Genomic DNA, 25,945 nt, shown 5'->3' with positions numbered 1-25,945 from the left:
TAGTTTCTTGGATATCGGCCGCATCCGATGCCCCCTGCCCCGAAGCCATTCGAAAGCCACGGCCTTCCGTCTGATTTACCTTGACGAAACGCATGTTTCATCATTCCTGCCCACCTCGACACTTATCGGACAGCAAACTTAACCTGCATGACGAGAAAACACTTGAAAGCCCAAGCCGCCCAATATAAGCAATGCCTGACTCAATAAGGCCCTGGAAAAATATACAATTCGCCGCTGCCGGCAACACGCCTTGATATGCGAAACATCTTGCGCTCCCGACGACTTGTCGATCTGGTAATAACCGATCTCTGCCCAATGGCATGAGCATGCGAAGTTGACCGAAACAGCCCACGAAGAGCGAACGGACTTCCCACTATCCTGGCGCAAATGATCGTTGAACCGCGCTACGAGAGTTACCCCTCATCGTCACGGCGTCCGCTTCGCCCGCGAGCAGCCTCCGCACAATGCGCGCCACGCGCATGCAACCATGTGTCTAATGACTGGCATGGCTCCAACCTTCATCACTAATAGCAGGGTGGTTGCAGGTTGTGCTGACCCAATATGCCTGCTGGATCGATAGTGAAGGTGGCTGGGCCGCGAGCGACTAAGCTACGAAATCCAAAAAGCCCAAAACTGCCTTCCTTGGTAACCCGGTAAAGTTGTATGCCTATCCAGTACCGCGGGCACATCGAAATACCTGGCCAGGAGCGGATCACGATATTTTTCCTTTTTGATGCAGGTTTTCCCGCTCTCATCCGTCTTACTCCTTGAAAACTCTGAACCTCGCCATGCCCCGCATGCAGGTTGTCCGGCTTGCCGAGCGACACGGGAGGTTTACTTGCTAGCGCAGCAACAGAGTCTCTGAATCCACCATCTACTCGCCTTTTAACCATAGACCTTGCTCCTCATGTCCAAGAAGTCCCGCTCCAGACTCTGGTTCCTCGTTCATAGCTGGCTGGCCCTGCCGATCTGGTTCTTCCTGCTGATCATTTGCGTGACCGGCACACTGGCCACGGTCAGCCAGGAAATCATCTGGCTGGCCAACCCGGACGTGCGTGCCAGCAAACCCTCGGCCGATGCCGAACGGCTCAGCTACGGCCAGGTTCTGGAAGCGGTCCAGCGCGCCGAACCCGAGATCATCGTGCAGTCGATCAGCCGCCCCCAGGAGGACCACTTCGCGCTCAACGCGCGCGTCAGCTACCCCGACGGCACCTCGCCGACCTTCTACATCAACCCCTACACCGGGGCCATCCAGGGCGTCAGCCCGCAATTCGATTTCCGCCAGTTCACCCGCGCCCTGCACGGCTGGTGGCTGGTGCCCTTTACGAACGGCTTCAGCTGGGGCTGGTACCTGGTATCGTTGACAGGCCTGCCGATGCTGGCCTCGCTGGCCACCGGGCTGGTGGTCTACAAGAAGTTCTGGAAAGGCTTCTTCAAGCCCACCCTGCGTTTTCGACATGGCGCGCGCATCTTCTGGGGTGATTTCCACCGCCTGTCCGGCATCTGGTCGATCTGGTTCATCGCGATCATTTCCATCACCGGCATATGGTTCCTGATCCAGGCAATACTGGCCGACAACCATATTTCCATCTCCACCGAAGGCGTGCCGCCGGTGGTGGCGCGCGAGGATGCGCCGATAGTCGCTGCCGGCGGCAGCGTGCCGCGCCTCGACGTGGACCAGGCGGTGGCCGCCGCCAGCCAGCGGATCCCCGGCCTGGAGGCCAGCTTCGTCAGCCTGCCGGGCAACGCCTACAGCCATATCTTCGTAGGAGGGCGCGGCTGGTACCCGCTGATGTTCCAGTCGGCGGCGGTCAACCCCTATACCGGCCAGGTCGACTCCACCCGCCTGCTCAGCGACCGCTCCGCCCTGGAGTTCGTCACCGAGTCGATGCGCCCGCTGCACACCGGCGACTTCGGCGGCCTGTGGCTCAAGCTGGTGTGGTTCCTCTTCGGCCTGATCCTCAGCATGATGGTGCTCAGCGGCCTGCTGATCTGGAGCAAGCGCACTGTCCAGGCCACCGCCGCCCTGGCCAAGCGCCCGGCACGCGCCACCCGCCAGCCCAAGCCGGCCAAGCCGGCACCGATCCGCATCAGCGAAGCCACGGAGAGTCAGCCATGAGCAGGGCGGCAGCAACCCCCGCGCCATCCCATCTGGGCCGCCTGTGGTACAAGTGGCGCTTCCACCTGAGTGCCCTGCTGGTGATCATTCCGCTGGCCTTCATGCCCAAGTACTTCAAGGACGTCGCCCTGTTTCGTGGCGAGAGCGGCCTGGGCGAACGAGAGGTCGGCGAAGTGCAGGTCGGCCCCTGGAGCCTGCGCCTGGCCGAGTTCCGCCAGGAACCGCCACGCCTGGAAGGCCCCGCCGGCTATATGAAGAGCTTCAACGCCGCGCTGTGCCAAGCCTGCATCGGGCAGGTCAAGGCCACCTACCTGCGCATCGGCAAGCCGCGCAGCCTGCGCGCGGCCGGCGCCCTCTTCTTCGGCAGCCCCTACCGCATGGGCGCCAGTCTGCCCATTCCCGCCCGCACCAAGGCCGACGCCGAGCTATGGATCACCATGGAAGGCTGGGACGGCTCCATGCACCAGGCATCCATTCCCCTGGCCCAGGCATCGCCCGCGACCCTGGCCTGGCTGGACAAACAAGGAGGCAAGCCATGATCACCGCCGCCCGACTATGCCTATTCGGTGCCTCTAAAAACGTTGGCGAGGCAGTCAGCGCAATACCGACGGCGGCCCCGCAAAAACAGGCGAAAAAGCGCAGTTTACGAGCTGTAAATGAGCATTTTGAGCCTGCTTTCAACGTAGCGATGACAACGCAGGTAGTTTTTAGAGGCGCCTTGCTGACGCTCTGCGCCGGCTTTGCATCCTTGGCCCAGGCGCACAACCCGATCTGCCAGTGCGAGCCGCTCGACGGCGAGGAAATCGTCTGCACCGGCGGCTTCTCCGACGGCAGCGGCGCCCCGGGAGTAACCCTCGACGTGATCAGTTACGACGAGGAAATCCTCGTGCCCGGCAAGCTTGGCGAAGACTCGAAACTGCGTTTCAAGCGCCCGGACGGCGAGTTCTACGTACTGTTCGACGCCGGTCCCGGCCATGTGGTGGAGATCGACCACACGGAAATCGAAGCGCCATGACCACCCAGGTGATACGCCCCGCCGGAGCCGGCCACGAAACCCTCTACGTCCTGGCGCTGTGCCTGGCCATTCTGCTCCTGGCCAGCTCGGTGGTGGTCTGGCGCGCGGAGCCCGAGCAGCACGCCGCCGTCTCCGGCCATCAGCTCGACGCCCGCCGCGACCTCAACGCCGCCGAACAGGGCATCCATGCCGACCTCAGCGTGGCCGTCGACGAGATCCATCTGTACCGGGAGGAAGAGCAGCGCCTGCCCAGCCCGCAGGAGCTGGCCGAGGACAGCTTCCCGCCCTTCGTGGATAACGCCAGCGCCGCCAACCGCGGCCAGCACCGCTGGCAGTTGCTCGACCTTGCGGGCGAAGAGGTCTATCTCGGCCTCAGTCAGGCCCACGACGTGGCCGGTTCCTTCCTCCTGCGCCTGGAGGGCCCGCAGGCCGATATCTGGATCAACCGCGACGCCCATCCCACACCACCGACCGACCTGCAGCAGCAGGCGCTGATCGCGGCTGGCTGGCGCCAGGTGGTGGTCCAATTCGACGCCGGCGTGACTCGCCAGCACCGCCATTGAACTTCGGAAGCCCCATGCAGACATTCCTTCGCTCCCCGCTGCGCCGCCAGTTGCTGGCCACACTCCTGCTCGGCCTGGCGGGCGCCCTGCTGCCCACCCTGGCCAGCGCCGCCGACGGCAAGCGCCTGCGCATCGGCATCACCCTGCACCCCTACTACAGCTACGTGAGCAACATCGTCGGCGACAAGGCCGAGGTGGTGCCGCTGATTCCCGCCGGCTTCAACCCTCATGCCTACGAGCCGCGCGCCGAAGACATCAAGCGCATCGGTAGCCTGGATGTGGTGGTACTCAACGGCGTCGGCCACGACGACTTCGCCGACCGCATGATCGCTGCCAGCGAGAAGCCGGACGTCGCGCTGATCGAGGCCAACGCCAACGTGCCGCTGCTGGCGGCCACCGGCCAGGCCGCGCGCGGCGCCGGCAAGGTGGTCAACCCGCACACCTTCCTCTCGATCAGCGCCTCCATCGCGCAGATCAACACCATCGCCCGCGAACTGGGCAAGCTCGACCCGGACAACGCCAAGGCCTACAGCCAGAACGCCCGCGCCTACGGCAAGCGCCTGCGCCGCCTGCGCGCCGAAGCCCTGGGCCAGCTGAGCCAGACGGACAACCCCGAACTGCGCGTAGCCACCATCCATGGCGCCTACGACTATCTGCTGCGCGAATTCGGCCTGGAGGTCACCGCCGTGGTGGAACCGGCCCACGGCATCGAGCCCAGCCCCAGCCAGTTGAAGAAGACCATCGACCAGCTCCGGGACCTCGACGTGCAGGTGATCTTCTCGGAAATGGACTTCCCCTCCAGCTACGTCGACACCATCCAGCGCGAGTCCGGTGTCAAGCTCTATCCCCTCACCCATATTTCCTACGGCGAATACACCGCACAGAAGTACGAGGAGGAAATGACCCGCAACCTCGGCACCGTGGTGCGCGCCATCCAGGAGTCCGGCGCATGACCGCTGCCGAAGCACTGGTGGCGACGCCGATCAGCGGCCCCGCCATCGACTTCGCCGACATCAGCCTCGACCTCGGCCGCACCCGCATCCTCGACCGGGTCGAATTCCAGGTCCGCGCGGGCAGCGTGCACGCCTTGGTCGGGCCCAATGGCGGCGGCAAGAGTTCGTTGATCAAGACCCTGCTCGGCCAGATGCCTCACCAGGGCGAACTGCGCCTGAGCTGGCCGGACGCCCCCGGCACCATCGGCTACGTGCCCCAGGCCCTGGAGTTCGATCGTGGCCTGCCGCTGACGGTGGACGACTTCATGGCCGCCATGTGCCAGCACCGTCCCGCCTTCCTCGGCCTGTCGCGCCGGCATGCCCCGGCCATCGAGCAGGCTCTGGCGCGGGTCGGCATGCTCGACAAGCGCAAGCGGCGCATGGGCGCCCTCTCCGGCGGCGAGCGCCAGCGCGTGCTGCTGGCCCAGGGACTGGTGCCGGAAGCGCAACTGCTGGTGCTGGACGAACCCATGTCGGCGCTGGACGAACCCGGCGTGCGGGTATTCGAGCGATTGCTGGCCGACTGGCGTCAGGCTGGGGTGACGGTGCTGTGGATCGAGCACGACCTGGAGGCGGTGGGCCGTCTGGCCGACCAGGTCACCGGGCTCAACCGCCGCGTGCTGTTCGACGACGCGCCGACCCGGGCACTGACTCCGGAGCGCCTGCTGCAACTATTCTCCAGCCATCCGCGGATTACCGGGGAGGCCACCGCATGAACTTCGACTACGAGCAACTGCGCCTGCTGATCCAGAGCTGGGCCAGCGCCGGGCACCTGCCGCAGGCCCTGGCCTACGGCTTCGTGGTCAACGCGCTGCTCGCCGGCCTGCTGATCGGCCCGGTGTTGGGTGGCTTGGGCACCCTGGTGGTGGTCAAGCGCTTCGCCTTCTTCTCCGAAGCGGTCGGCCATGCCGCGCTGACCGGCGTGGCCATCGGCATCCTCCTCGGCGAACCCTATACCGGGCCCTACGGCAGCCTGTTCGGCTACTGCCTGCTGTTCGGCATCCTGCTCAACTACCTGCGCAACCGCACCGGCCTGGCGCCGGATACCCTGATCGGCGTGTTCCTCTCGGTATCCCTGGCGGTCGGCGCCAGCCTGCTGCTGATTCTGGCCGGGCGCATCAACATCCATATCCTGGAGAACGTGCTGTTCGGCTCGGTGCTGACCGTCAACGGCCAGGACCTGGCGGTGCTGGCGCTGGTCGCCCTGCTCGCCCTGAGCCTGGCCCTGCCGCTGTACAACCGCATCATGCTGGCCAGCTTCAACCCGCAGCTGGCCAGCGTGCGCGGCGTCGCGGTGAAGCGCCTTGACTACCTATTCGTGCTGCTGGTGGCGCTGGTCACCGTGGCCTCGGTCAAGGTGATAGGCGCCATACTGGTCGGTGCCCTGCTGGTGATCCCGGCGGCCGCCGCGCGCCTGCTCAGCCAGTCGCTGAAAGGCTTCTTCTGGCTGTCGGTGGCCATCGCCACCCTCAGCACCCTGGCTGGCATCCTGCTGCCGGTCACGCTGGACCTGCCGATCCCCTCGGGTGCCGCCATCATCATCGTCGCCGGCATCGCTTTCGCCCTCGCCGCCATCGCTCGCGGCACACTGCCCCACCTGAAAGGGAACCTGGGATGACCCACCACCCGCTACGCCGACTCACCCTCGCCCTGGCCGTCAGCGCCCTGCTCTGCGGCCCGCTGCAAGCACAGGAAAACCCGCCGCGGATACTGGCCGCGCTGCCCGTGACCTACGGACTGGGCGCCGTCCTGCTGGACGGCAGCGACGTACAGCTGCAACGCGTCGCTCCCGCCAACCTGCCGGCCAGCCGCCAGATCGCCTACTTCAGTGGGCGTGGCGCCGCCAGCCTGGGCAAGGCCGCGAGCCAGGCCGACGCGGTGATCGCCCTGCGCTCGCTGTGGCCGGACGACCCGCTCTACCCGCTGGCCCGGCGCAGCAATATCCGCATCGTCGAGATCGATGGCGCACGTCCGGTGGACGGCGCCCTGCCCGGCATCGCCCTGCAGGTGGAAGGCGAAGACGCCCTGGCCGAGCAGCCCTGGCTGAACATCAACAACCTCGGGCGCATGGCCGACGTGATCGCCGCCGACCTGGTGCGCCTCGCACCCGCCGACAAGCCGCAGGTCGAAGCCAACCTGGCTGCTCTCAAGCAGCGCCTGCTCAAGCTCAGCGCCGACAGCGAAGCGCGCCTGGCACGAGCCGACAACCTGACGGTGGCCAGCCTGTCGCCGCACCTGGACTATCTGATCGGCGGTCTCAACCTCGATCTCGTCGAACTGGATCTGCCCGAAGACGGCCAGTGGACGGCCGAAACCCTCGCCGAACTGAGCGCCAGCCTACGGGAAAACGACGTCGCCGCCGTGCTCGCCCAGCGCAAGCCCTCGGCCGAACTGGCCCAGGCGGTAGCGGATGGCGGCAGTCGCTTGGTACTGGTCGAGGAAGGCCAGGACGACCCCGCCGCTGGACTGGAAGCGGCCATCGGGCAGGTATTGGACGCATTGTTGTGATGTTCGCACGCTGGAGCGATTCCTAGGTCAAGTGATCGTTCCCACGCTCCGGCGTGGGAACGCAGCCTTCGACGCTCCAGCGTCCACCCGCCGCACCTCGCGTGGCGGAAACCGCATGGCGAGGCAAGGCATCCCGAGCTAACCTCCCACGCTTGAGCGTATGGAGCTATCGATCAGCTGCTGGGCTGCCTCACGCAGAGTGTTACCGGCGGCGTTCCCACGCAGAGCATGGGAACGATCGGAAAGCCCTCTCGCTCAATTCAGCCAATCGATTCAAGGACGAATCCCATGGGCCGCAGCCGTTACGTCATCACTGAACCCGAGAACCCCCACTTCCTGACCTGCACGGTGCTGGAGTGGTTTGCCGCTATTTCACTCGCCCCGCACTCGTCGACATCCTGCTTGACTGCTGGCGCTACCAGCAGGCGAATCAGGGTTTGTGTCTTTACGGTTATGTCGTGCTGGAAAATCATCTGCACTTCGTCGCTCAAGCCCCGGGTCTGGGCAAGTGCGTGAGCAGCTTCAAGTCCTTCACAGCGCGGCGGATCATCGACCATCTACAAGAGCGCGGAGCAGAGCGAGTGCTGGCGCGCTTGCGTTTCGCCAAACGTGCGCACAAGGCTGACCGTACCTACCAGATCTGGCAGGAAGGCTCCCATGCCGAGCTCATCTACAGCCCGCAGGTGATGCGAGAGAAGCTCGATTACATCCATCACAATCCGCTGAAGCGCGGCTATGTGGATCTGGCGGAGCACTGGCGCTACTCAAGCGCCCGAAACTATGCGGGGAAAACGGGGTCGATCGAGATCGACCGCTGGGATGCGTGACGCAGAGCGTCACAGGTGGCGTTCCCACGCAGGAGCATGGGAACGATCGAGCCTCTCCACCATCAGGTAGCCAGGATTACCTCAGAAGGTGTATTTCGCCGTCAGCAGATAGCTGCGCGGTTCGCCATAGGTATCCGTGGAACCCCAGGAGATGTCATAGCCGATGGCCGAATAGTAGGTCCGGTCGAAGACATTGTTGAGGTTCAGTTGCAGGTCGAGATGCTCGTTCGCCCGGTAGCCCAGCAGCAGGTCCGCCACCGCGTAGCTGCCCTGGTCCAGGCGATAGGTCCCGCCGCTGAGGGCGACATCGTTGTAGACGCGGCTCTGCCAGTAGACGCTGCCGCCGACACGCCATTTCTCCAGTTGTCCGGGCAGATGATAGAGCGTGGAAACCTTGACCAGGTGCTCGGGCTGGTCGGTGTCGAAGCGTTCGCCCTCGTTGGCTGGATCGTCGTCCTTGCGGTAGCGGGCGCGGGTGTAGGTGTAGCCCGCGCCGACCTGCCAGTTCTCGCTCAGCGCGCCCTGCAACTCCATATCCACGCCCTGGCTGCGCACCAGACCGGCGGCCTCGTAGCAGGAGCTGGTCGGGAACGTGCTGCAGCCACTCTGGTCGGCCAGCAGGCTGGCGCGGTTCTTCTGGTCGATCTGGAACACGGCCAGGCTGGCATTGAGCGCACCGTCGAAGTACTCGCCCTTGACGCCGATCTCGTAGTTCTCGCCGACGACGGGCTCGAGCAGTTTGCCGGCATTGTCCTTCTGCGTCTGTGGCTGAAACACGTCGGTATAGCTGAGGTACAGCGAATGGTGCGCATCCAGGTCGTAGACCAGACCGGCATAACGGGTGAGGTTGCGCGTGACCTTGTAGTCGCCGTTGCCGCTGCGATTGTCGTACTCGTACCAGTCGAGACGGCCGCCAAGAATGAGCTTGAGCGGATCGGCCAGGCTCAGGCGGGTGGTCAGGTAGGCGCCTTCCTGGGTGGTGATGTTGTGGGTCTTGCCGGCACGGACGAAATCCGGCCTGGCACCACCGACCGGAATGAAGCCGTTGCCGGTGTATTCCTGGGTGGTCATTTCATTTTCCCGGCGGCTGACACCGAAGACCAGTTCGTGGCTGCGCCCCAGCCACTGCAGCGGGCCGCTGGCATACAGGTCGAGGGCGTTCTGATCCTCGTCGTGACCGGACTGGTAGGCGTAGTGGTACATGTCCAGCGCTGGGTCGCGCCGCAGGTAGGTGCCGGAGAACAGCGCGTCCTGCCAGGAAGACATGGCCGCCAGGCGCAGCCTCCAGTCGTTGTCGAAGCGATGTTCCAGGTCGCCGAACAGGGTATTGACCTTCTGCTCCTTGTTCTCCCAGTCGGTGCCCGGGTAGGCCGAGCGCGGCAGGTCCAGGTGGCGGCCGTCGATGCCGATGGGCAGGCCGCCCCAGAAGAAATTGGTCTGGTCCTCCTGACGCGAGAAGCCCAGGGCCAGGGTGGTGCGCTCGCTCAGGTCGGCTTCGGCGATGGCGTAGAACAACCCATGGTCGTGTTCCTCCTCGTCGCGGAAGCTGTGCGCATCCCGGTAGGCGCCGACCACCCGGCCGCGCAGCGTACCGCTGTCGTTGAGCGCACCGGAGACATCCACTTCGCCACGGTAGTCATCCCAGCGCCCGGCACCGCCACTGAGCCTGACCTGTGGATCGATCGTCGGGCGCTTGCGCACCATATTGATCGCCGCCGAGGGGTTGCCGCTGCCGGTGACCAGCCCGGTGGCACCCCGCACTACCTCGACCCGGTCGAACATCGCCAGATTCGGCTGCACACCCACCACCCAACCTTGATAGGCGCTCGGCAGGCCGTCGTACATGACGTTGTCGATATCGAAGCCGCGAGCGCTGAAGGCGGGCCGGCCCGGGCCGTTGGAGCGGCTGAGGAACAGCCCGGGCGTATTGCGCACCACATCGGTGATGCTGGTCATCGCCTGGTCGTCCATGCGCTGGCGAGTGATCACCGTGGTCGCCTGGGGCGTCTCGCGCAGCGACAGCGGCATGCGGGTGGCGGTACCCATGACGCCGGTGGTGTAGGAACCACTGCCTCCGGTGGTGGCGTCCAGCCGGCTGCCGGTCACCGTGGTGGCATCCAGCTCCAGGGCGCCCTGGGCGTCGAGGTCGATCAGGATGTAGCTGCCGCTGGCCTGGCGGACCGCCCGCAGCCCGCTGCCGGACAGCAATGCGGCAAAGCCCTCGTCCACCGCGTAGACGCCGCGCAGGCCGGGCGACTGGCGACCCCGGGTCTGCGCGGCATCGAAGGACAGGGCGACGCCGGCGGCACTGGCGTAGCGTCCCAACACCTCGGCCAGGGGCCCTTCGGCGACGTCGTAGCGCTGGCCGGCCTGGATCGTTGCGCTTTCGCTGCCGGCTGCAACGGCCGGCAAGGGCGCCAGCAGGGCCAGGCCCGGTCCCAGTAATGCCAACTGCAATGCCACAGCCAGCGGATGACGTCGATCGATGAAAGGGTGCCACATGTTTTTCTTCCCCCCGGACAAGTGGCCAACCAGGCCACGGACTGGGGTGAAGCCGAAGCGGGATGCGAAAAAGTGCAAAGTTCAAAAAGAAAGGCATCCGCCCAACCGTCAGCCGCGCGGCGAAACCATGACCCAATAGGCCGTGCGCCGCTCCACCGTCAGCGCAAAGGCACTCTCCAGTGCGGCCAGCGCCCGGTCGGTATCGTCCAGCGGAAAGGCGCCAGAGACCTTCAGCCCTGCGACCCGTGGATCGCAGCGCAGCCATCCGGTCCGGTAGCGCGCCAGTTCGGCAAGCAGCTCGCCCAGTGGCCGGTCGATGGCGATCAGACTGCCCGTTTCCCAGGCCACCACCGATGCATCGTTGGCCCGTGGCCGATCGCTGACGCCGGCCGAGAAGCGCAGCCGCTGCCCCGCCTCCAGGCGCACCGGCGCGGCGGTTGCCGAGACGCTCACCTCGACGGCCTTCTCCAGCACCGCCACTTCGCTGAAGCCTTCCGCCCTGCGCACCGTGAAACGGGTTCCCAGCGCGCGTATCCGGCCATGCGGGGTTTCCACCCGGAACGGCCGGCCCAGCGGATCGGCTGCAGTAGTCACCAGCAGCTCGCCGGCGCGCAGGTGCAACAGACGCTGGTGCGCGTCGAAACGCGCATCCACCGCACTGTTCGTATTGAGCATCAGCTGACTGCCGTCGGCCAGGGTGAATTGCCGACGTTCACCGATCGCCGTACGGTAGTCGGCAAACAGCCGTTGCCCCGCCCCGCTACGCCAACCGATGGAGCCCAGGGCACCGGCGGAAGCCAGCAACAGCAGACCGCCCAAGACCTGCCGCCGCGAACGGTCGCGGCCCTGCAGGGTCGGCATGGCGAGTTGCCCGGGAACCCGCGCGAACTGTTCGCGGACCGCCTCGATACGCTGCCAGGCCTGACGGTGCAGGGGATCGGCATCGTGCCAGCGCTGCCACGCCCGATGCTCGGCTTCGCCACCAGCACCCGAGGCCAAGCGCGCATACCAGAGCGCCGCGCTACGGATCGCCTCGCGCTCCGCCACATCCGGTCCGCCGTGAGCGGCCGTCATGGCGAATCCAACTGCATCAGGCAGCAATGCTCCATCGCCTTGGCCATATAGTTGTTCACCGTGCGCAGCGAAATTCCCAAGCGTTCGGCGATCTGCGGATAGGTCAGCCCCTCGAACTGGGATAGGATGAGCGTCTGCTTGACCTTGGCGCCGAGCCCGGCGAGCAGGCGATCTATTTCCAGCAACGCATCGAACAGCAGCGCCTGTTCCTCCAGCGAAGGCTGCACCGCCACGGGCATGGCGGCCAGCGCCTCCAGGTAGGCCTGCTCCAGCGAACGACGCCGGTACAGATCGATCACCAGACCCCGAGCAATAGTCGAGAGGTAGTGGCGCGGCTCGCGCAGGCTGTCGGCGGTGCGGGCAACCAGCACACGGACGAAGGTGTCCTGGGCCAAGTCGGCGGCATCGGCGGAATTACTCAATCGCTGGCGCAGCCAGCCACGCAGCCAGCCATGATGGTCACGGTAGAGCGCGTGCAAAGCCGTGTCGGTGGATGCCGTGGACATCCCGCCCTCCAATAGAGATTACGATGCAAATAGGAATGCTTCGCAATTCTACGGATGAGACGGGCCGTTGGGAATGGGAATCGCTCTTGTTGACTAAATCAGTTGGAGGCGATGGGATGGGTAACGGTCTGTTTTCCCCACCATTTGCGCCTGGCGCCAGGGAAACACTTTCGCGGGTTTGTTTTAATGTCTGAAAATTCCGAGTGTATCGAAGCGGTCGATACGCCAGCCCCTTTCTGGCGTATCGATCAGAGTTCGTCACGTCGAACGATTCAGAGTGACCAGCGGATGGGCAGGCAGGTGTCCAAATTGTTGTCGTCGGCATCTTTCCATGTGAGCGTCGACTCCACCTCGCGTTTATGAAATCGACATCACATCAGTCGGGCTCCTCGATCCTCATGAGCTGCAGGTTGGGGTCGGCGTCGATCTGCTCGCGTGTGAACGGCAACCCCCGCCACTCCTGGCGTGAGAACAGCTCCGTCTGGTCCTTGTAATGCGGCGATGCCGGATCGCTGGACTGCGAGAAGGCCAGCAGCCCCTTGGCCACAGGGCCGCGCTCGTCGAAGCTGACCAGTTGGATGTAGCTGCTGCCGCCGACCACCTCCAGCCGCCCGTCGGCATCCGGCCGGCTCTGGATCGCGTTGTAGATTCCCATATGCCCGTCGCCTCCCGGAATCGAAATCCGCGCATCGCCGCGGGTGGCGAACTGGATCTGCCCCCAGCGGGTTCGCTCCGGCCAGCGCGCCTGCTCGATCTCATGCGTCGCCTCGCGCAATGCCTGCTCGAGCTGCCGGGCGACCTGCGGCTTCTGCCAGGCGAGGCCGCGTGGCGTATTCAGGGGGTGCTGGGGATCGAAAGGGTGACTCCAGGCTGCATCCGGCTCGGCCAGCGCCGCCACGAAGCGCTGGAAATACAGCAGGCCGAGCCCGCTATCCAGAGCCGCGCGGCGGTCCCACGACGCCAGCGCCGAACAGGCGGCCGTCAGTGCATGATCCGCCGCGCGGGATGCGCAGAATGCCAGTAGATCGTCGAGGATCAGGTCGGCCAGATGCACGCGATTGTCCGTCACCAGCCGGATCAGGAAGTCTTCGCTGAGCGGCCGCTCGCCGTGCCCGCCGATCCTGGCCAGCGCGTAGCGGGCACGGGCGCCCAGTGGCCGATTCTCACGGCTGACCAACGGTGAATAACCGACCAGCGGCGCGGCAGGGTTGCTCATCCAGGCGCTGTCGTTCGAGTTCTGCACGAAATCGCCACGCTGCAGCAGCGGCAGATGCCGGCCAGCGACCACGCCGGGCTGGGCCGCCCCGGGATCGGGCTGCCAGTCGCAATCGCTGCGGCTACCGTCCAAGCCGGGCAACCCCTGGGCCAGCAACGCCTGGTCGGCACATTCCGCCAACCGCTCGGCGGGTACGTTGGGCACCAGCGAGGCATTCATGTACAGGGCATTTCCCTGGTCGTCCACGGCCAGCGTATTCACCCAGGGCACTCCCTGGATGTCCTGCAACGCCGTGCGCAAGTCGTCCAGATCGGACGCCTGGTTCATCGCCATCCATTGCTGCAATGCGCGGGTGTTGCCGAGGTTCACGTCCTGCAGGGCATAGGCATGTCGTGGATTCCAGTCGAGCATTCCAGGCCAGTTCAGCACGGGGCCGAAGGAAGACTCGTAGACGTCATGGGTCTGCCTCGACAGGTGGCCGTCCGGCTCGCGCACCTCGATGGCCAGGGTGGTCTTGCGCAGCGGCAGGCTGCGCCCGTCGACCAGGTGGCGCGTCGGATCCTCGGGGTCCAGCGTCAGGCGGTGCAAGGTAAAATGACTCGAAGTATCCACCGTATGGGTCCAGGCCAGATGCCGGTTGAAACCGATGTTGACCAGCGGCATGCCTGGTAGCGCGGCGCCCATCACGTCCAGCTTGCCAGGAAGGGTCAGGTGCATCTGGTAGAAGCGCAGCCCCCCGCTCCAGGGGAAATGCGGGTTGGCCAGCAGGCGTCCCCTGCCATTCTCGGTACGTTGCCCGCCCACGGCGATGGCATTGCTGCCACGCTCCAGGGCGAAGCCCTGCAGGCGCTCCAGGCTCAACGTAGAGACCCGAGCGGCAGGCGCCGCGTCTTGCGGCGGCGCGGCGGCCAGCATGGCCTCGGCGAACTGTCCGATCCCACCTTCGACCAGCAACCGGCGCACGAGCCTGGCCATGTCCTCTTCCTGCAACGGACGTAGCCAGTCGGCATCGCCGCAGGCGGCCGGCCGCCGAGTCTCGGAAATCTCGCCCAAATAGCGGTTGTAACCCGCCACATAGCCGGATAGCAGCTGTCGGATGGCCGGCGGCTGGCTGGCCAGAAAAGCGGCAACCGCCTCGTCGTCGTTCAACCAGCGAAAGAAGAAGTCCGAGCGCAAGTTGTCCAGCCCCGCGGACGATCGCCCTTCCCGGCCCAGGAAACGTGCCCGCTCGCCCCGCACGGTCAACACCTCGTCGGCGAGCAGGCAGAGGTTGTCGCGGGCATAGGCGTAGCCGATGCCATAGCCGAGGCCATGCTCGTCGGCCGCCCGGATATGTGGCACGCCGAACGACGTCCAGCGAATCTCGGCCTTGTAGCCGGGATCGCCGTCATTACGCGCGTTCGTCAGACAGCCCGTCAGATAGCAACACGCCAACAATGCGGTGGCCGCGGAAAGAACCCTGTTCATGCCTACTCCCGTCCCAGCGGTGAAATGTCGCACCTCGGTACGACACGAGAACCACTAAGAGACGCGGGAAGGGGCGAGGAATTTAAGGCGGGGACGATCAGGGCAGCGAGGCCCGGCGGTGCGCGTAGCGCACCCTACGAAAAGGCCGAGCGTCTCAGTATCTGGACCTACAGGGGGCGCTGAGGGGTGTAGCGGCGCGCCGCATCATCGGGATCGGCTATGGAATACTCCATTTCCCGGACCCGGATACGGCAGTGCTTCATGGCGTTGACGATGTGCTTTTCCACCATGTCCTTGGAAATACCCATCTGCGTCGCGATCTCATGGTGCGCCAGGCCGTCCAGCTTACGCAGCAGGAAGGCCCGGCGGCAGTTTTCCGGCAGCTCGTTCAGCGCCCGCTCCACCAGGCTCACGCGTTGCCGCAGATACAGGGACTCCTGCGGCGTGGACTGCTCCTTGGCCTGCGGTTCGACGTCCTCGATCGATTCACAACGCCGCACCACGCCGCGGCGATGGGCATCGGTGGCAATATTGATCGCCGTGCGGTACAGATAGGCCTGCGGGAATTCCACTGCGCTCTGGCGGCCTCCTTCGAGGATTCGCAGGTAGGCATCATGGGCCACATCCGCTGCCAGATGATGATCCCTCAGCCGGGTAGTCAGATAGCGAACCAATTGCTGGTAATACTGTTCCATGATCCCCCGCACCCCAAAAACGTCGCCATTCGCGGGAACACACGCTCATCGCGGCCTCTTCCTACCGCCTTGAGCCAAGCATGCGCGGCATTTTATACTGGCAATCAGCCCTAATTATAATAATTCTCATCTTTATTAGAAGACCTCTTTTGAGGCCGTGCCTATTTTTCCAGACACTTCGAATCGGTAGCCTGATGACTCGCCACGCTTCGTCCCCTGTCGCAAGTGACAGCCTCATCGATAGTGCGGCCTACTGGTGCATGCGCCTGCAGGCCGACGACTGCACGGACGAAGAACGCGCGACGTTCGAGCACTGGCTGAAGAGCGATCCGGCGCACGCCCGCGAATACCAGGCCATGCTCGATATCTGGCAGGTCAGCGAACACCTGCCCAGGCGCGCCACCCCGGACACCGGCGGCGCCCCTCCGGCATCCCGGATGCCTTCCCGGCGCCGCCTGTTCAGACCTGCCGCTGCCGTAGCTGCCGTCCTGTTCCTGTCGCTGGGCATCGCTCTGGGCTGGCGTCAGGGTTGGCTGCCCAACGACATCCAGCACTACCACGCCGCGGAACAGACCCGCGAAGCCGTCCTGCCCGACGGCTCGCGCATCCAGCTGAACCTGGGCACCACGCTGTGGTTCGGCAACTTTCGCGATCGCCGCAGTGTCGTCCTCAGCGAAGGCGAGGCTTTCTTCGAGGTCCAGCACGATTCCCGCCAGCCTTTCGTGGTGTATGCAGGCAAGGGCAGCGTCACCGTCACGGGCACCCGGTTCAACGTATGGAAATATGACAACCAGGTCGTCGTCACCCTGTTGGAGGGTTCGGTCAAGGTGCGCAGCGACATCGAGGAATCCGACCAAGTCGCCCATCTCTCCCCCGGCATGCAGGCGCGCTACGACACCAGGAGCGCGCTGCCGCGGGTTTCGGCCGCCAGGGCCGGCTCCCTGGCCTGGCGCGAGGGCAAACTGGTGCTCGACGACCTGATGCTCAGCGAGGCCCTGCCGCTGATCAATCGCTACCTGGACAAGCCGGTGCTGCTCGCCGATCGGGCCACCGGCAACATCCGGGTCGGCGGCATCTACGACATCCACAACGTCGGCCAGTTGGTCCGGACGCTGCCCAGGGTGCTGCCGGTCTATCTCAGTCGCAATGCCGACGGCAACACCGTGATCAATAGCCGCGAGCAGCTTTAGAGACCGTTCCCTTTTCGTTGCGAACCATCCCTCGGACCGCCCCCGTAGGAGCGGGCCATGCCCGCGAACCGCACCGCTGCAGAAGCTTCGCGGGCATGGCCCGCTCCTACAGTTCTCCGTGCAGGGTGGAAAGCCGCGAAGCGTTTTCCAGCGAACCGCGCGGGGCCATTCCCGCGCACGCTCGCGCCTGCGAGGAGATGTACCGACACGCCCGATGCAATCGGCGGTCTGCGACGAAACCTCGCCAGACCTAAATCCAGTCCCCACCTTCTCGTCTCATTGACTCGAGGCGAAGTCGATAACGTGCCCTCTCGCCTCGTCCTCGACCCTCCGCCACAGCATCAGAGAAGGCCTCATGACCCCCGACGCAGACAGCCTCGCCCGCGAAACCATGGCCATCCTCAGGCCCTTCTGGACACAGGTCGTCCTCTCGATGCTCCTGGGTATCGCCGGCGGCCTCAGCGTCACCGCGCTGTTGGCCACCATCAACACCGCGATGAACGTCGAGGGTGGTCCCGACCTGCGCCTCGCCCTGCTGTTCGCCGCCCTGTGCGTGCTGACCCTGGCCTGCTCGACCCTGTCGAACCTGCTGACCAACTACATCGGCCAGCGCGTGGTAGCCACCCTGCGCCGGGACCTGGCGGCCCGGATCCTGGCCGCGCCCATCGAGCAGTTGGAGCGTTACCGCGCGCACCGCCTGATCCCGGTGCTGCTCAACGACGTCGGTACGCTCAGCACCTTCGCCCTGAGCGTTGCCCCCATGGTCATCGCGTTCACCGTGACGATCGGCTGCCTGAGCTACCTGGCCCTGCTGTCCTGGCAGATTCTGCTGCTGACGGTGGCCACCGTGCTGATCGGCAGCGGCGCGCAATACCTGGCCCATCGCTACGGTACGCGCAGCATCCAGACCGCCCGTGACGGCGAGGACGAGCTGCAGAAGCATTACCAGGCCATCTCGGCCGGCGCGAAGGAACTGCGCATCCAGCGCGAACGCCGGCTGCACATGCTGGACCGGCAGATTCACGACACCACCGAGCGCATCTGCCGCGCCAATATCCGCGCCGCCGCCATCTTTGTCAGCGCCGAGACCTTCGGCTCGATGCTGTTCTTCGCGGTGATCGGTATGGCCATCGCCTTCCAGGCCCTCTGGCCCGGCACCGACAGGACCGTTCTGGGTGGCTTCGTGCTGGTCATGCTGTACATGAAAGGACCGCTGGAACAGCTGATCAGCAACATTCCCAGCCTCAGCCGGGCCGAGGTCGCCTTCCGCCGCATCGGCGAGCTGTCACGCCGCTTCTCCTCGCCCGAACCCCATCTGCTGAGCGGCGAGCGGGCCTCTCCGGCGGCGCCCCTGGAGCGCATCGAACTGCATCGGGTCCGCTACGACTATCCCCAGGCGGAAGGCAGCCAGCCCTTCCACCTGGGCCCTGTCGACCTGTGCATCCAGCGCGGCGAGATCGTCTTCATCGTCGGCGAGAACGGCTGCGGCAAGACCACCCTGATCAAGCTGCTGCTGGGCCTCTATGCGCCCCAGCACGGCGAGATCCGCCTCAACGGCCAGGCCGTCCACGATGCTCGGCGCGATGACTACCGGCAGCTGTTCACCACCGTGTTCACCGACTACTACCTGTTCGACGAACTGCTCCAGGGCCGTACCGAGTTGCCGCAGGAAGCGCTCAAATACCTGGAGCGCCTGGACATCGCGCACAAGGTCGGCATCCGCGACGGCGCCTTCACCACTACCGACCTGTCCACCGGCCAGCGCAAGCGCCTGGCGCTGGTCAACGCCTGGCTCGACGACCGGCCGGTGCTGGTGTTCGACGAGTGGGCGGCCGACCAGGACCCGGCCTTCCGCCGGGTGTTCTACACCGAGCTGCTGCCCGAGTTGAAACGACAGGGCAAGACGATCATCGTTATCTCCCACGACGACCGCTATTTCGACATCGCCGACCAACTGGTGCATATGCTCGCCGGCCAGGTGCTGAGCGAAAGCGCGCCGCAACCGGCGTGAGAGACCTCCATCGTCCATGCAGGAACAGCAAGGGTGGGCTTCAGCCCACCAGGACGCATTGGGACGTATCTGGTGGGCTGACACTTGGCTCCCCAAAAAAAGCAGCACGTGCACACCGCCCCAGGGGGACGCCGAGTCCTTGCCGGCGATCATCGGCGTTGCGGCGGATCGCCAGCAAGCGGGCTCCTACACCCCCAGGGCTTCAACGAGTGCGTAGTGGGTTGAAGCCCACCTTGCAACTCTGCGGCATGATTGCCCCCGCGCTTAATCTGTAGACTCTATTTATATTAAAATTGAGTCCATAGACCAAGAGCAGGACCGCCAGCCATGACAGTAGCCATACCCGCGCAGGGCTTTTCGAGAGCGCAATGCGTTGCCGGCCTTCGTACGGCACTGAAGATCCTGGACAAGTGGGGCGCCTCCGCCGAGCAGGCTTGCCGGGTGCTACGCATCGCGCGCAGCACCTACACCCGCGCCAGGCAGGATGATTCGCAGTGGACCGTCAGCCTGGACCTGGATCAGTTGCAGCGCATCAGCATGGTGCTGAATATCCACGCAACGCTCCGCCTCGTCTTCGACAACCCCGAGAACGTCTACGGCTTCCCCTCGATGGAAAACCACAACGCCTTCTTCAACGGGCGCACGCCACTCGAGATCATGGCCCAGGGCGACATGATCTCGCTGTACGAAACCTTCAGGCGCATCGATGCGCTACGGAGCGCTCAATGGTGATGCTTGCCAAGTTCGCCGCTTCGAGCGGCGAACAGCTGCGGGCCTACCGCCTGGTCAACTCCAAGTTTCCACCCATCGCCCTGTTCGAGGACGTTGCCGACGCCAGGGACTTCGAAGCGCTCTACCAGCTCCAGGCGATGACGAACCCGAGGCTGCAGAACGAAATCGGACGGATGGAACTGCTGGCACGGGACGAGATTCCTTTCGGCATCCCCGGATGCTCGTACGCCACGGCGCCCTTTACCCATCTGAACCCCGAGGGCTCACGCTTCAGCGATGGCAGCTTCGGAGTGCTCTACCTGGCGGACCGGATGGATACGGCTGTGGCCGAGGTGCGTCATCATCAGGAGCGCTACTGGACGAACGTGCAGAGCCTCAACTACGAGCGCTTCGTCTTCGGAGGGCTGAGCTGCAACTTCAACGATGCCGGAGTGAGGGATGCCACGGTTGTCGCGCTGGATGATCCCATCTACGCCCCCGACGACTACAGCCACTCTCGCCGGCTGGGCCATGAAGCGAAGCGCGAGAGCTGCCCTGGCTTGCACTACCGCTCGGTCCGCTCCCCGGGCAATACCTGCTGGGCCCTGATGACCCCGAGGGCGGTCATCGATCATTCAGACCGCCCATTACGAGATGATCTGGAGCGACAGGATCATCAGCGTCAGCCAAATCGCCACGCTGGGAATCTAGAAGCTGACCGGCTGCTCGCGGCAATACCGATCATGCACTCCCTTCGCTTCTCATGATGAAAGCCCGACAACTGCTTGTCACCGAGCAGCCCGCCAAAAGGAACAGGCTGCCATCCGTTACAGCATCGTGCGATTCTTGCGCTCAGAGTGAACGAGGAGGCAGTCATGTACGGCCAGGACGAACGTATTAAGCGTGCAGCAATGGAATATGCCAAGAGCAATCGTGCTCGCATAGCACGCGAGATGGTCGATCTGGCTGTTTATCCACCAGAGGAAGTGCCAACGTGTGTGTTCATGGCCGGTTCGCCGGGTGCTGGGAAGACAGAAGTTTCGAAGCGTTTCGTACAGAGCCTGGAGCAACTGGCTGAGGAAGGGTTTGACGATTTGGGACATGTTCTTCGCATAGACCCTGATGATTTTCGGGAGGGAATGCCTGGGTACACAGGTGGGAACTCGAGCCTTTTCAATGATGCTGTCGTAAAAATCCTGGAAAAGGTGCTTGATCGAGCTTACGAAAAAGACGTGTCATTTCTTTTGGACGGCACGCTATCAAGCCAGCAGGTGGCGGAAAAAAACATACGCCGCGCCTTGGGGCGAAATCGGTATGTGCTCATCATGTACGTCTATCAAGACCCACTGACCGCATGGAATTTTGTTGAAAGTAGGCGCCGAGTGAATGGCAGAAGCATTCCTTTGTCCGAATTCGTATAGCATTTCTTTGCAGCACGTCGGAACGTCATCCATCTGAAGAATCTGTTTGGACCGCAGGTAAGCGTGGATTTGGTAATCCAAGACTCAAGCGCTGATGAAGAATCGACTATCGAAATGAACGTTTCGGCCGAGCAAATTGACGAATTCATCCCCGTTGAATACGATGAACCCACGTTGCTGAGGATTCTCGAAAGAAAAAGCACATGAGCACATCGAACCCAAAACCAGCAAAGAGTAGCGCTCTCAGCGATTTCTACAGAAAGCAATCACCGATGACGCGCAAGGCTATCTACAAAGAAGCCGCTCGGAAGGCCCGGCTCGATCAGCAAGAGATCATGGACCAAGCCGCACGAAGCTGTGCTTGATGGCTCAGGAAACATAAACCCCGCTGCGGCGGGGTTTTGTGTTTCTGGATTCCAGGTTTCGTGTTGGCCATTGCCTCTATTGAAGGCTGAGATGCGATCGATGTATGTGGTGGCGATGCTGGTGAGCCCGCTCCCCCTGCTCTCGGCACATCGGCCAGCGGGCGCGACCTACCCCGCTACGGCTCACCAGCCACGCCCCCAGTTGACCCAGAAGTTGACGGACAGCGACGTCGACACCGATTCGACCTGGTGGAACCAGCCGTCCGGCAGGAACAGCAGGTCGCCCGCTTCGAGCACGATGCGCAGGAAGGTCACTTCGCGGGCCCCGGGAAAGCGATCGTAGTCGGGCACATCGGGATTCACCTCGCAGCCCTCCAGCCCACCTTCCGGCGAGGTCGACCAGGTGCCCAGCGCCTCGCGGTGGTGCGGCGCGGCCAGGATGAAGGATTTGCGCCCCCATACCTGGGCGAACAGGTTGTCGGAATCATCCCGGTGCAGGGGCGTTAGCGTACCCCTGGGACCGATCCAGATGCGCGGCTTGATGTACAGCGAACGGTCGAAGTATCCGGGAAAGCGGATCTGCTCCAGCAACTGCTCCGGCACCGCGTTGTTGCCCATGTACGGCGGCGGGCCGTCCTCCCCACTCTCCCGATCGAGCGAAGCGATGAAGTCGGCCATCGAGGCGGAGCGGAAGTCACGCTCGCTGGAAAAGGTCTTGCCCACGTAATCGCCATGGCGGGTGATGCCCTGCAACTCGGCGAAATGCACCAGCGATTCCTCGCGGCTCATGTTGAACAGCGGCCAGTCCCGCAGGGCATCGCTGATGATCAGTGGCGTGCCCTGGGGAACGTAGCGCGCCTGGAATTCCTCGACGGACAGGCCGTCGCGTGGACGGCGCTGCACCTCCAGCAGCGCGGTCTGTTCCGCCGAAATCCGGTCGGCGATGCGCTCCGGCGCGGGATAGCGCTGGTTCGGTTGCCGCGCCTGAGGAGCCGCCGCGACACCCCGACGGGCCGCATTGATGATCTGCGGCAACAGGGTGGCGAGGCCCATCCGCCCGCCGATCCTCAGTCGGCCGTCGGCGAACAGCGCCTCGACATCGCGGGTGCCCGCCAGCACCCCGGCGAAATCCTCCTCGTCGAGTTCGATGGTCACGTCGGCGGCCGGATGACGACCGGCGCGGACCTCTACCCGCTCGCCCACCTCCACCCAGAGGCACTTCTCGGGGCCAAAGACGAACTGGAAAATCCCCTGTGCGCCGACCACCCGCGCGCCGGCAAACAGGCTGGAGAGTACCTCGGACAGAATCATGTGATGGCCTCCTGTAGCGGTGAATGTCGGCGCACGGCCCTAGCCGTGCGAGGGCCCGGCGGCCAGGTGGCGGGCATACCAGGGGCGGCGCACTACGCGACCCTCGAGACGCGCAGCTTCCTCTTCGTCGGCGAAGATGATGCGTAGGGCGAGCTTCATGGTTTCGATGTCCAGATCGCCGGACTCCGCACGATTGCCGCGCCCCCAGGCACCACAGCCGGCCCGGTCCGGACCCACCCACGGCTGCGCGATCCGCACCCAGCGGCCAGGCGCGAACCAGGGCACGCCATCCACCATCTTGCGCACTACCTGGCCAGGATGGGTCTGCTCGTGGGCGAGGAACCAATCCTCGATACGGTCGTCGATCCAGCCATGGAATGACCAGAACACGGGGTCGACATGGGAAGAGAACGGATCTCCCAGATAGTGGTTGCGCCGCTGGAACCAGCGCTGGGCGAAGTCGGCCGAGCCGCGGCCATAGGGCACCGGCACGGCGCTGTGCATGTCGCGAGGCAGCGAGGCCCAGCGCATGTGTAACCAGTCGTGGATGCCCAGCTCGATGCGCGATCCCAGCTCGCCCAGACACAACTCGCTGAGATACTCGGGGTCGCGGTACAGCGATTCCCAGGTCTGGAAGTCGTTGTAATAACCCTCGCTGCTCTTGATGTAGTAGAGCCACTGGTTGAAAGCATCGTCGCCCTCGACTTCCCAGGCCGGGGGAACGGCCGTGCCATCGCGGTTGGCCATGTAGTCGGCGAAGGCCTGTACGCCGTGCCCGATGAAGGGCCTGGGCGCCGGCAGGCTCGTCCAGGATGGCAACGCCTGCAGCGAACGCGCCTGGCGCAGCATCTGCCGGTGCATGAAGAGGAAATCCTCGCCGGAGCCGTTGCGATGACGATGCTTGCCCCGGGCGTCGCGCTCGCTGCCGAGCGGGCCAGCCTGCCAGCCGAGGCTGCGCAGCAACTGACGGCGATCCTCGTCCAGGCGATGCCAGCGATCGCGGGAGGCATGCCACAGTTGGTGAAACAGGCGATGGCCCGGCGACACCAGCCAGGCCTCCAGCTCCGGTTCGTAGGACCGCCGCACACTGGCCGGCACGAACGGTCGGCGCACCGCGACGAAGCGCGACTCCGGCGCCGAGAAGCCTGCCTGGACACCGGCACGCCGCAGGCTGCCACTCAGCGTGGCCTCGCCACCGCCACTGCTCATGGCGCCCCAGATCTCATCGTAGATCGCCGTGCATGCCAGGGCGTGCCCGCGGCCATCCCGCAGCCCCAGGTGCAGCATCGGCGCCTTGTCGCTCGACAGCCGGCCGATGACCGAAAGGCCCTCGCCGCCGAAGGGCGTCGCACCCAGGTGGCCGCACAAAGCGCGGCCGCCGGGGCCGACATCCAGCAGCAACTGCAGATCGCCCGGAGGAATCTCCGGGAAAGCCTCGCGGCCGGACAGAAAACGCACGTCCCATATGCCGACCAGGCGGTTGGCCAACAAGGCATCGGGCAACGCCGGGACCGGCGTATCCGGCTCGTCGGACGCCAGCTCGGCAGCCTGCTTCTCTTCCCATTGTCGATGGGCATAGAACCCCGCCGGCAGGACCGCCGCCATCGTCAAGCCCGCCACGAACCCCCGCCGAGAAACCTTCATACCTTCCCTTCGCTCGCTATCCAGTCCACTCCAACGAGAACGAATGCGCAAGCGTCGGATTTACGCCGAGGCCAGACTTGGCCATGCCAAACCGAATGCCATGACATCACCTCGCAATCGCCGCGAGGGCGCGCTCACAGGATGGCTCGGTGTGCACCTGCCGCTTTTGTGGGAGGCCCGCCCCCGGGGCGATGCTTTTCAAGCTTCAGGCAGGCCTGCGGCCTGCAATCGCCGCGAGAGCGCACCTCCTACAGGGGTCGGCCTTGGCTTGCTGCTCTTGTGGCCTTTCTCTGGGGCCGAAAAGCCGGTTCGGAGGCCTCGTTGGCATAATCTGCCAGCGATGCTAGAGTCCGGTCGTATTATTCCCGCTTCAGAGGCCGTGCCATGCCTACCCGTAATGTCGTATTGAGCGACCACCAGCACGAAGTGGTCGAAAAGCTGGTCCAGTCAGGCCGCTATCAGAACGCCAGCGAGGTGTTGCGTGATGGACTGCGTCTGATCGAGCGGCGAGAGGCCCTCGATGCCGCCAGGCTCGCTGCGCTGCGAGAAGCCGCTCGAGCAGGATGGACAGACATTGCTGAAGGTCGCTACGTGGATGTAGTGGACGAACAGCTCGATGATTTCATGGGTGAGTTGGGGCGCCAGGCTCAAGAACAGATTCGATGATGCGATATCGACTGTCGGATGCAGCGCGGGCAGACATCATCGAAATTCTGGCATGGACGCATAACCACTTTGGGGAGCTTGCTCGTAGGCGTTATGAACATCTCTTGGCCACGGCGCTGCGCGACATTTCGACCAGCCCCGAACGCCCCGGCAGCAAGGATCGCGGGGAGTTGGGCGCTGGAGCGCGATCCTGGCACTTACGGTTGAGCGGTGAGCGAGCGCGAACCGAGAATGGTGTCGTACATCGCCCCCATCACTTCATCATCTACCGGGTGGAGCCGGCAGACCTCGTTGTCGTTGGGCGGGTGCTGCACGATGCGATGGAGCTCGAACGTCATATGACTCAAGGGGGAGCCTCGGGAGTAGCCGGGCAGCAGGCGGCACGAAACCCCACGTCAGCAGCGCAGAACGACTAGGCCACGGGTCCGCCTTTGGAACGATGCTCTGAGCTTCCGGCAGGCCTGCATCGCCGCGGGGGCGCGCCTACAAGAATGGGCTCGGAGGGCACGGACCGCTTTCGTGGAGGCCCGACCTCGGGGCGATGCTCTTGCAAGCCTACAGACTACAATCGCCACGAAGTCGGGCCTCCCACAGGATTCACCGGCAACGTAATCGAGCAGCTACCATAGCTCTCATGGCCGGAGCCGTGAAGACTAATTCCGAGGTCACCGGCCCTGAAATACGTCTTCCAGGCTTGCTGCATCCAGAATGCGTTCGGCCCAACTTTCCAGCTCGGCACTGCTGGCGTCAGCCAGGCGTTGCAGGGTTTCCTCGTCGAGGGTGCCGAAGCGGCGGCTGAGCAAGCGGATCAACATAGCGCGCTCGCCTTCCTCTCTGCCTTTCTCCCGACCTTCCTTCCTGCCTTCCTCTAAGCCCTTCTTCCTGCCCTCCTCGATGCCCTGCTCTCGCCAATCCCGCGTCCAGTCCTTCACTCGTTCGGCCAACATGTTGTCGATCTCCTGCAGGTCGTGCAATTGGTCAAAATTTATACCACGCATTCGCGATGGTAGCAGTACCCGCTTCAGCCATACCGTGAAGTGCCGGCGTAGCTGTAATTGCTCCGGCTCGGCCAGCCAGACGAGCAACTGACCCAGCACCCGGCGCACGTCATCCGTGGTGCGGCTGTTCTCCAGGCCGAAGAG

At 64.3% G+C, this 25,945-nt stretch carries 23 protein-coding genes and 2 pseudogenes; 17 read left to right on the top strand and 8 right to left on the bottom strand.

Features of this window, described 5'->3' with window-relative positions; all coding sequences use genetic code 11:
* Positions 1-907: 907 nt before the first annotated feature.
* The 9 genes and pseudogenes from IN820_RS05055 to IN820_RS05015 all read left to right on the top strand — a co-directional run bounded on the left by IN820_RS05055 (position 908) and on the right by IN820_RS05015 (position 8,024).
* Positions 908-2,119 (top strand): PepSY-associated TM helix domain-containing protein, encoded by a 1,212-nt coding sequence (locus IN820_RS05055; RefSeq protein ID WP_193679935.1) that lies wholly within the window; start codon positions 908-910, stop codon positions 2,117-2,119.
* Positions 2,116-2,658, top strand: a complete 543-nt coding sequence (locus IN820_RS05050; protein WP_193679934.1) for a thiamine pyrophosphate-binding protein — start codon at positions 2,116-2,118, stop codon at positions 2,656-2,658. Before IN820_RS05055 ends, IN820_RS05050 begins: the two co-directional genes overlap by 4 nt.
* Before the next feature lie 149 nt (positions 2,659-2,807).
* Positions 2,808-3,134, top strand: coding sequence for a hypothetical protein (locus tag IN820_RS05045; protein WP_193680008.1), 327 nt, complete (start codon positions 2,808-2,810; stop codon positions 3,132-3,134).
* Entirely contained in the window at positions 3,131-3,697 is a 567-nt protein-coding gene (locus tag IN820_RS05040) for a DUF6162 family protein (RefSeq protein ID WP_193679933.1), read from the top strand. Before IN820_RS05045 ends, IN820_RS05040 begins: the two co-directional genes overlap by 4 nt.
* 14 nt (positions 3,698-3,711) lie before the next feature.
* On the top strand, positions 3,712-4,650 hold the full coding sequence (locus tag IN820_RS05035; RefSeq protein WP_193679932.1) for a metal ABC transporter solute-binding protein, Zn/Mn family: 939 nt from the start codon (positions 3,712-3,714) through the stop codon (positions 4,648-4,650).
* Positions 4,647-5,405, top strand: a complete 759-nt coding sequence (locus IN820_RS05030) for a metal ABC transporter ATP-binding protein (protein WP_193679931.1) — start codon at positions 4,647-4,649, stop codon at positions 5,403-5,405. Before IN820_RS05035 ends, IN820_RS05030 begins: the two co-directional genes overlap by 4 nt.
* Entirely contained in the window at positions 5,402-6,307 is a 906-nt protein-coding gene (locus IN820_RS05025) for a metal ABC transporter permease (protein ID WP_193679930.1), read from the top strand. The genes IN820_RS05030 and IN820_RS05025 overlap by 4 nt, the downstream gene beginning before the upstream one ends.
* Positions 6,304-7,197 (top strand): metal ABC transporter solute-binding protein, Zn/Mn family, encoded by an 894-nt coding sequence (locus IN820_RS05020; protein ID WP_193679929.1) that lies wholly within the window; start codon positions 6,304-6,306, stop codon positions 7,195-7,197. Before IN820_RS05025 ends, IN820_RS05020 begins: the two co-directional genes overlap by 4 nt.
* A 288-nt stretch (positions 7,198-7,485) precedes the next feature.
* Positions 7,486-8,024: pseudogene (locus IN820_RS05015) on the top strand (REP-associated tyrosine transposase).
* 81 nt (positions 8,025-8,105) lie between these two features.
* On the opposite strand, the gene IN820_RS05010 reads toward IN820_RS05015, so the two are convergent.
* From IN820_RS05010 to IN820_RS04990, 5 genes are all read right to left on the bottom strand, one after another.
* Positions 8,106-10,316 (bottom strand): TonB-dependent siderophore receptor, encoded by a 2,211-nt coding sequence (locus tag IN820_RS05010; protein ID WP_408005193.1) that lies wholly within the window; start codon positions 10,314-10,316, stop codon positions 8,106-8,108.
* A gap of 318 nt (positions 10,317-10,634) precedes the next feature.
* Positions 10,635-11,600 carry a FecR domain-containing protein gene (locus tag IN820_RS05005; RefSeq protein ID WP_193679927.1) on the bottom strand — a complete coding sequence of 322 codons (966 nt, stop codon included), beginning with the start codon at positions 11,598-11,600 and terminating at the stop codon, positions 10,635-10,637.
* Positions 11,597-12,106 (bottom strand): sigma-70 family RNA polymerase sigma factor, encoded by a 510-nt coding sequence (locus IN820_RS05000; RefSeq protein WP_193679926.1) that lies wholly within the window; start codon positions 12,104-12,106, stop codon positions 11,597-11,599. Before IN820_RS05000 ends, IN820_RS05005 begins: the two co-directional genes overlap by 4 nt.
* Before the next feature lie 376 nt (positions 12,107-12,482).
* On the bottom strand, positions 12,483-14,789 hold the full coding sequence (gene pvdQ / locus IN820_RS04995) for a bifunctional acylase PvdQ (protein ID WP_193679925.1): 2,307 nt from the start codon (positions 14,787-14,789) through the stop codon (positions 12,483-12,485).
* A gap of 167 nt (positions 14,790-14,956) precedes the next feature.
* Positions 14,957-15,484, bottom strand: a complete 528-nt coding sequence (locus tag IN820_RS04990) for a sigma-70 family RNA polymerase sigma factor (RefSeq protein WP_207793498.1) — start codon at positions 15,482-15,484, stop codon at positions 14,957-14,959.
* 194 nt (positions 15,485-15,678) lie between these two features.
* On the opposite strand from IN820_RS04990, the gene IN820_RS04985 reads away from it, so the two are divergent.
* From IN820_RS04985 to IN820_RS04960, 6 genes and pseudogenes are all read left to right on the top strand, one after another.
* Positions 15,679-16,674 carry a FecR family protein gene (locus tag IN820_RS04985; RefSeq protein WP_193679924.1) on the top strand — a complete coding sequence of 332 codons (996 nt, stop codon included), beginning with the start codon at positions 15,679-15,681 and terminating at the stop codon, positions 16,672-16,674.
* A 355-nt stretch (positions 16,675-17,029) separates the two neighbouring features.
* Complete coding sequence (locus IN820_RS04980; RefSeq protein WP_193679923.1) at positions 17,030-18,685, top strand: cyclic peptide export ABC transporter; 1,656 nt, start codon at positions 17,030-17,032, stop codon at positions 18,683-18,685.
* A 327-nt stretch (positions 18,686-19,012) separates the two neighbouring features.
* A complete protein-coding gene (locus tag IN820_RS04975; RefSeq protein WP_193679922.1) occupies positions 19,013-19,417 on the top strand; it encodes an antitoxin Xre-like helix-turn-helix domain-containing protein in 405 nt (134 codons plus the stop codon).
* Positions 19,411-20,107 (top strand): annotated as a pseudogene (locus tag IN820_RS04970) (RES family NAD+ phosphorylase). Before IN820_RS04975 ends, IN820_RS04970 begins: the two are co-directional and overlap by 7 nt.
* 164 nt (positions 20,108-20,271) lie before the next feature.
* Positions 20,272-20,817, top strand: a complete 546-nt coding sequence (locus IN820_RS04965) for a zeta toxin family protein (RefSeq protein ID WP_235989074.1) — start codon at positions 20,272-20,274, stop codon at positions 20,815-20,817.
* 203 nt (positions 20,818-21,020) lie between these two features.
* Positions 21,021-21,182 carry a hypothetical protein gene (locus IN820_RS04960; protein ID WP_193679921.1) on the top strand — a complete coding sequence of 54 codons (162 nt, stop codon included), beginning with the start codon at positions 21,021-21,023 and terminating at the stop codon, positions 21,180-21,182.
* 183 nt (positions 21,183-21,365) lie between these two features.
* Here IN820_RS04960 and IN820_RS04955 read toward each other — a convergent pair whose 3' ends face one another.
* Together IN820_RS04955 and pvdP are read right to left on the bottom strand one after the other, a co-directional pair.
* Positions 21,366-22,493, bottom strand: a complete 1,128-nt coding sequence (locus IN820_RS04955; protein WP_193679920.1) for a cupin-like domain-containing protein — start codon at positions 22,491-22,493, stop codon at positions 21,366-21,368.
* 39 nt (positions 22,494-22,532) lie between these two features.
* Complete coding sequence (pvdP, locus tag IN820_RS04950) at positions 22,533-24,137, bottom strand: pyoverdine maturation tyrosinase PvdP (protein WP_193679919.1); 1,605 nt, start codon at positions 24,135-24,137, stop codon at positions 22,533-22,535.
* Positions 24,138-24,521: 384 nt separating this feature from the next.
* Here pvdP and IN820_RS04945 point away from each other — a divergent pair, with 384 nt between their 5' ends.
* Both IN820_RS04945 and IN820_RS04940 read left to right on the top strand, forming a co-directional pair.
* A complete protein-coding gene (locus IN820_RS04945; protein WP_193679918.1) occupies positions 24,522-24,803 on the top strand; it encodes a type II toxin-antitoxin system ParD family antitoxin in 282 nt (93 codons plus the stop codon).
* Complete coding sequence (locus tag IN820_RS04940; protein ID WP_193679917.1) at positions 24,800-25,219, top strand: type II toxin-antitoxin system RelE/ParE family toxin; 420 nt, start codon at positions 24,800-24,802, stop codon at positions 25,217-25,219. The genes IN820_RS04945 and IN820_RS04940 overlap by 4 nt, the downstream gene beginning before the upstream one ends.
* 249 nt (positions 25,220-25,468) lie before the next feature.
* On the opposite strand, the gene IN820_RS04935 is transcribed toward IN820_RS04940, so the two are convergent.
* A partial coding sequence (locus IN820_RS04935) for a DUF4351 domain-containing protein (protein ID WP_193679916.1) occupies positions 25,469-25,945 on the bottom strand: 477 nt, incomplete at its 5' end.

The sequence above is a fragment of the Pseudomonas lopnurensis genome (genome assembly GCF_015070855.1).
GTDB classification, from domain to species: Bacteria; Pseudomonadota; Gammaproteobacteria; order Pseudomonadales; family Pseudomonadaceae; genus Stutzerimonas; species Stutzerimonas lopnurensis.
Note: the sequence above shows the minus strand (reverse complement) of the source record. Positions and strands in the feature narration are given on the sequence as shown.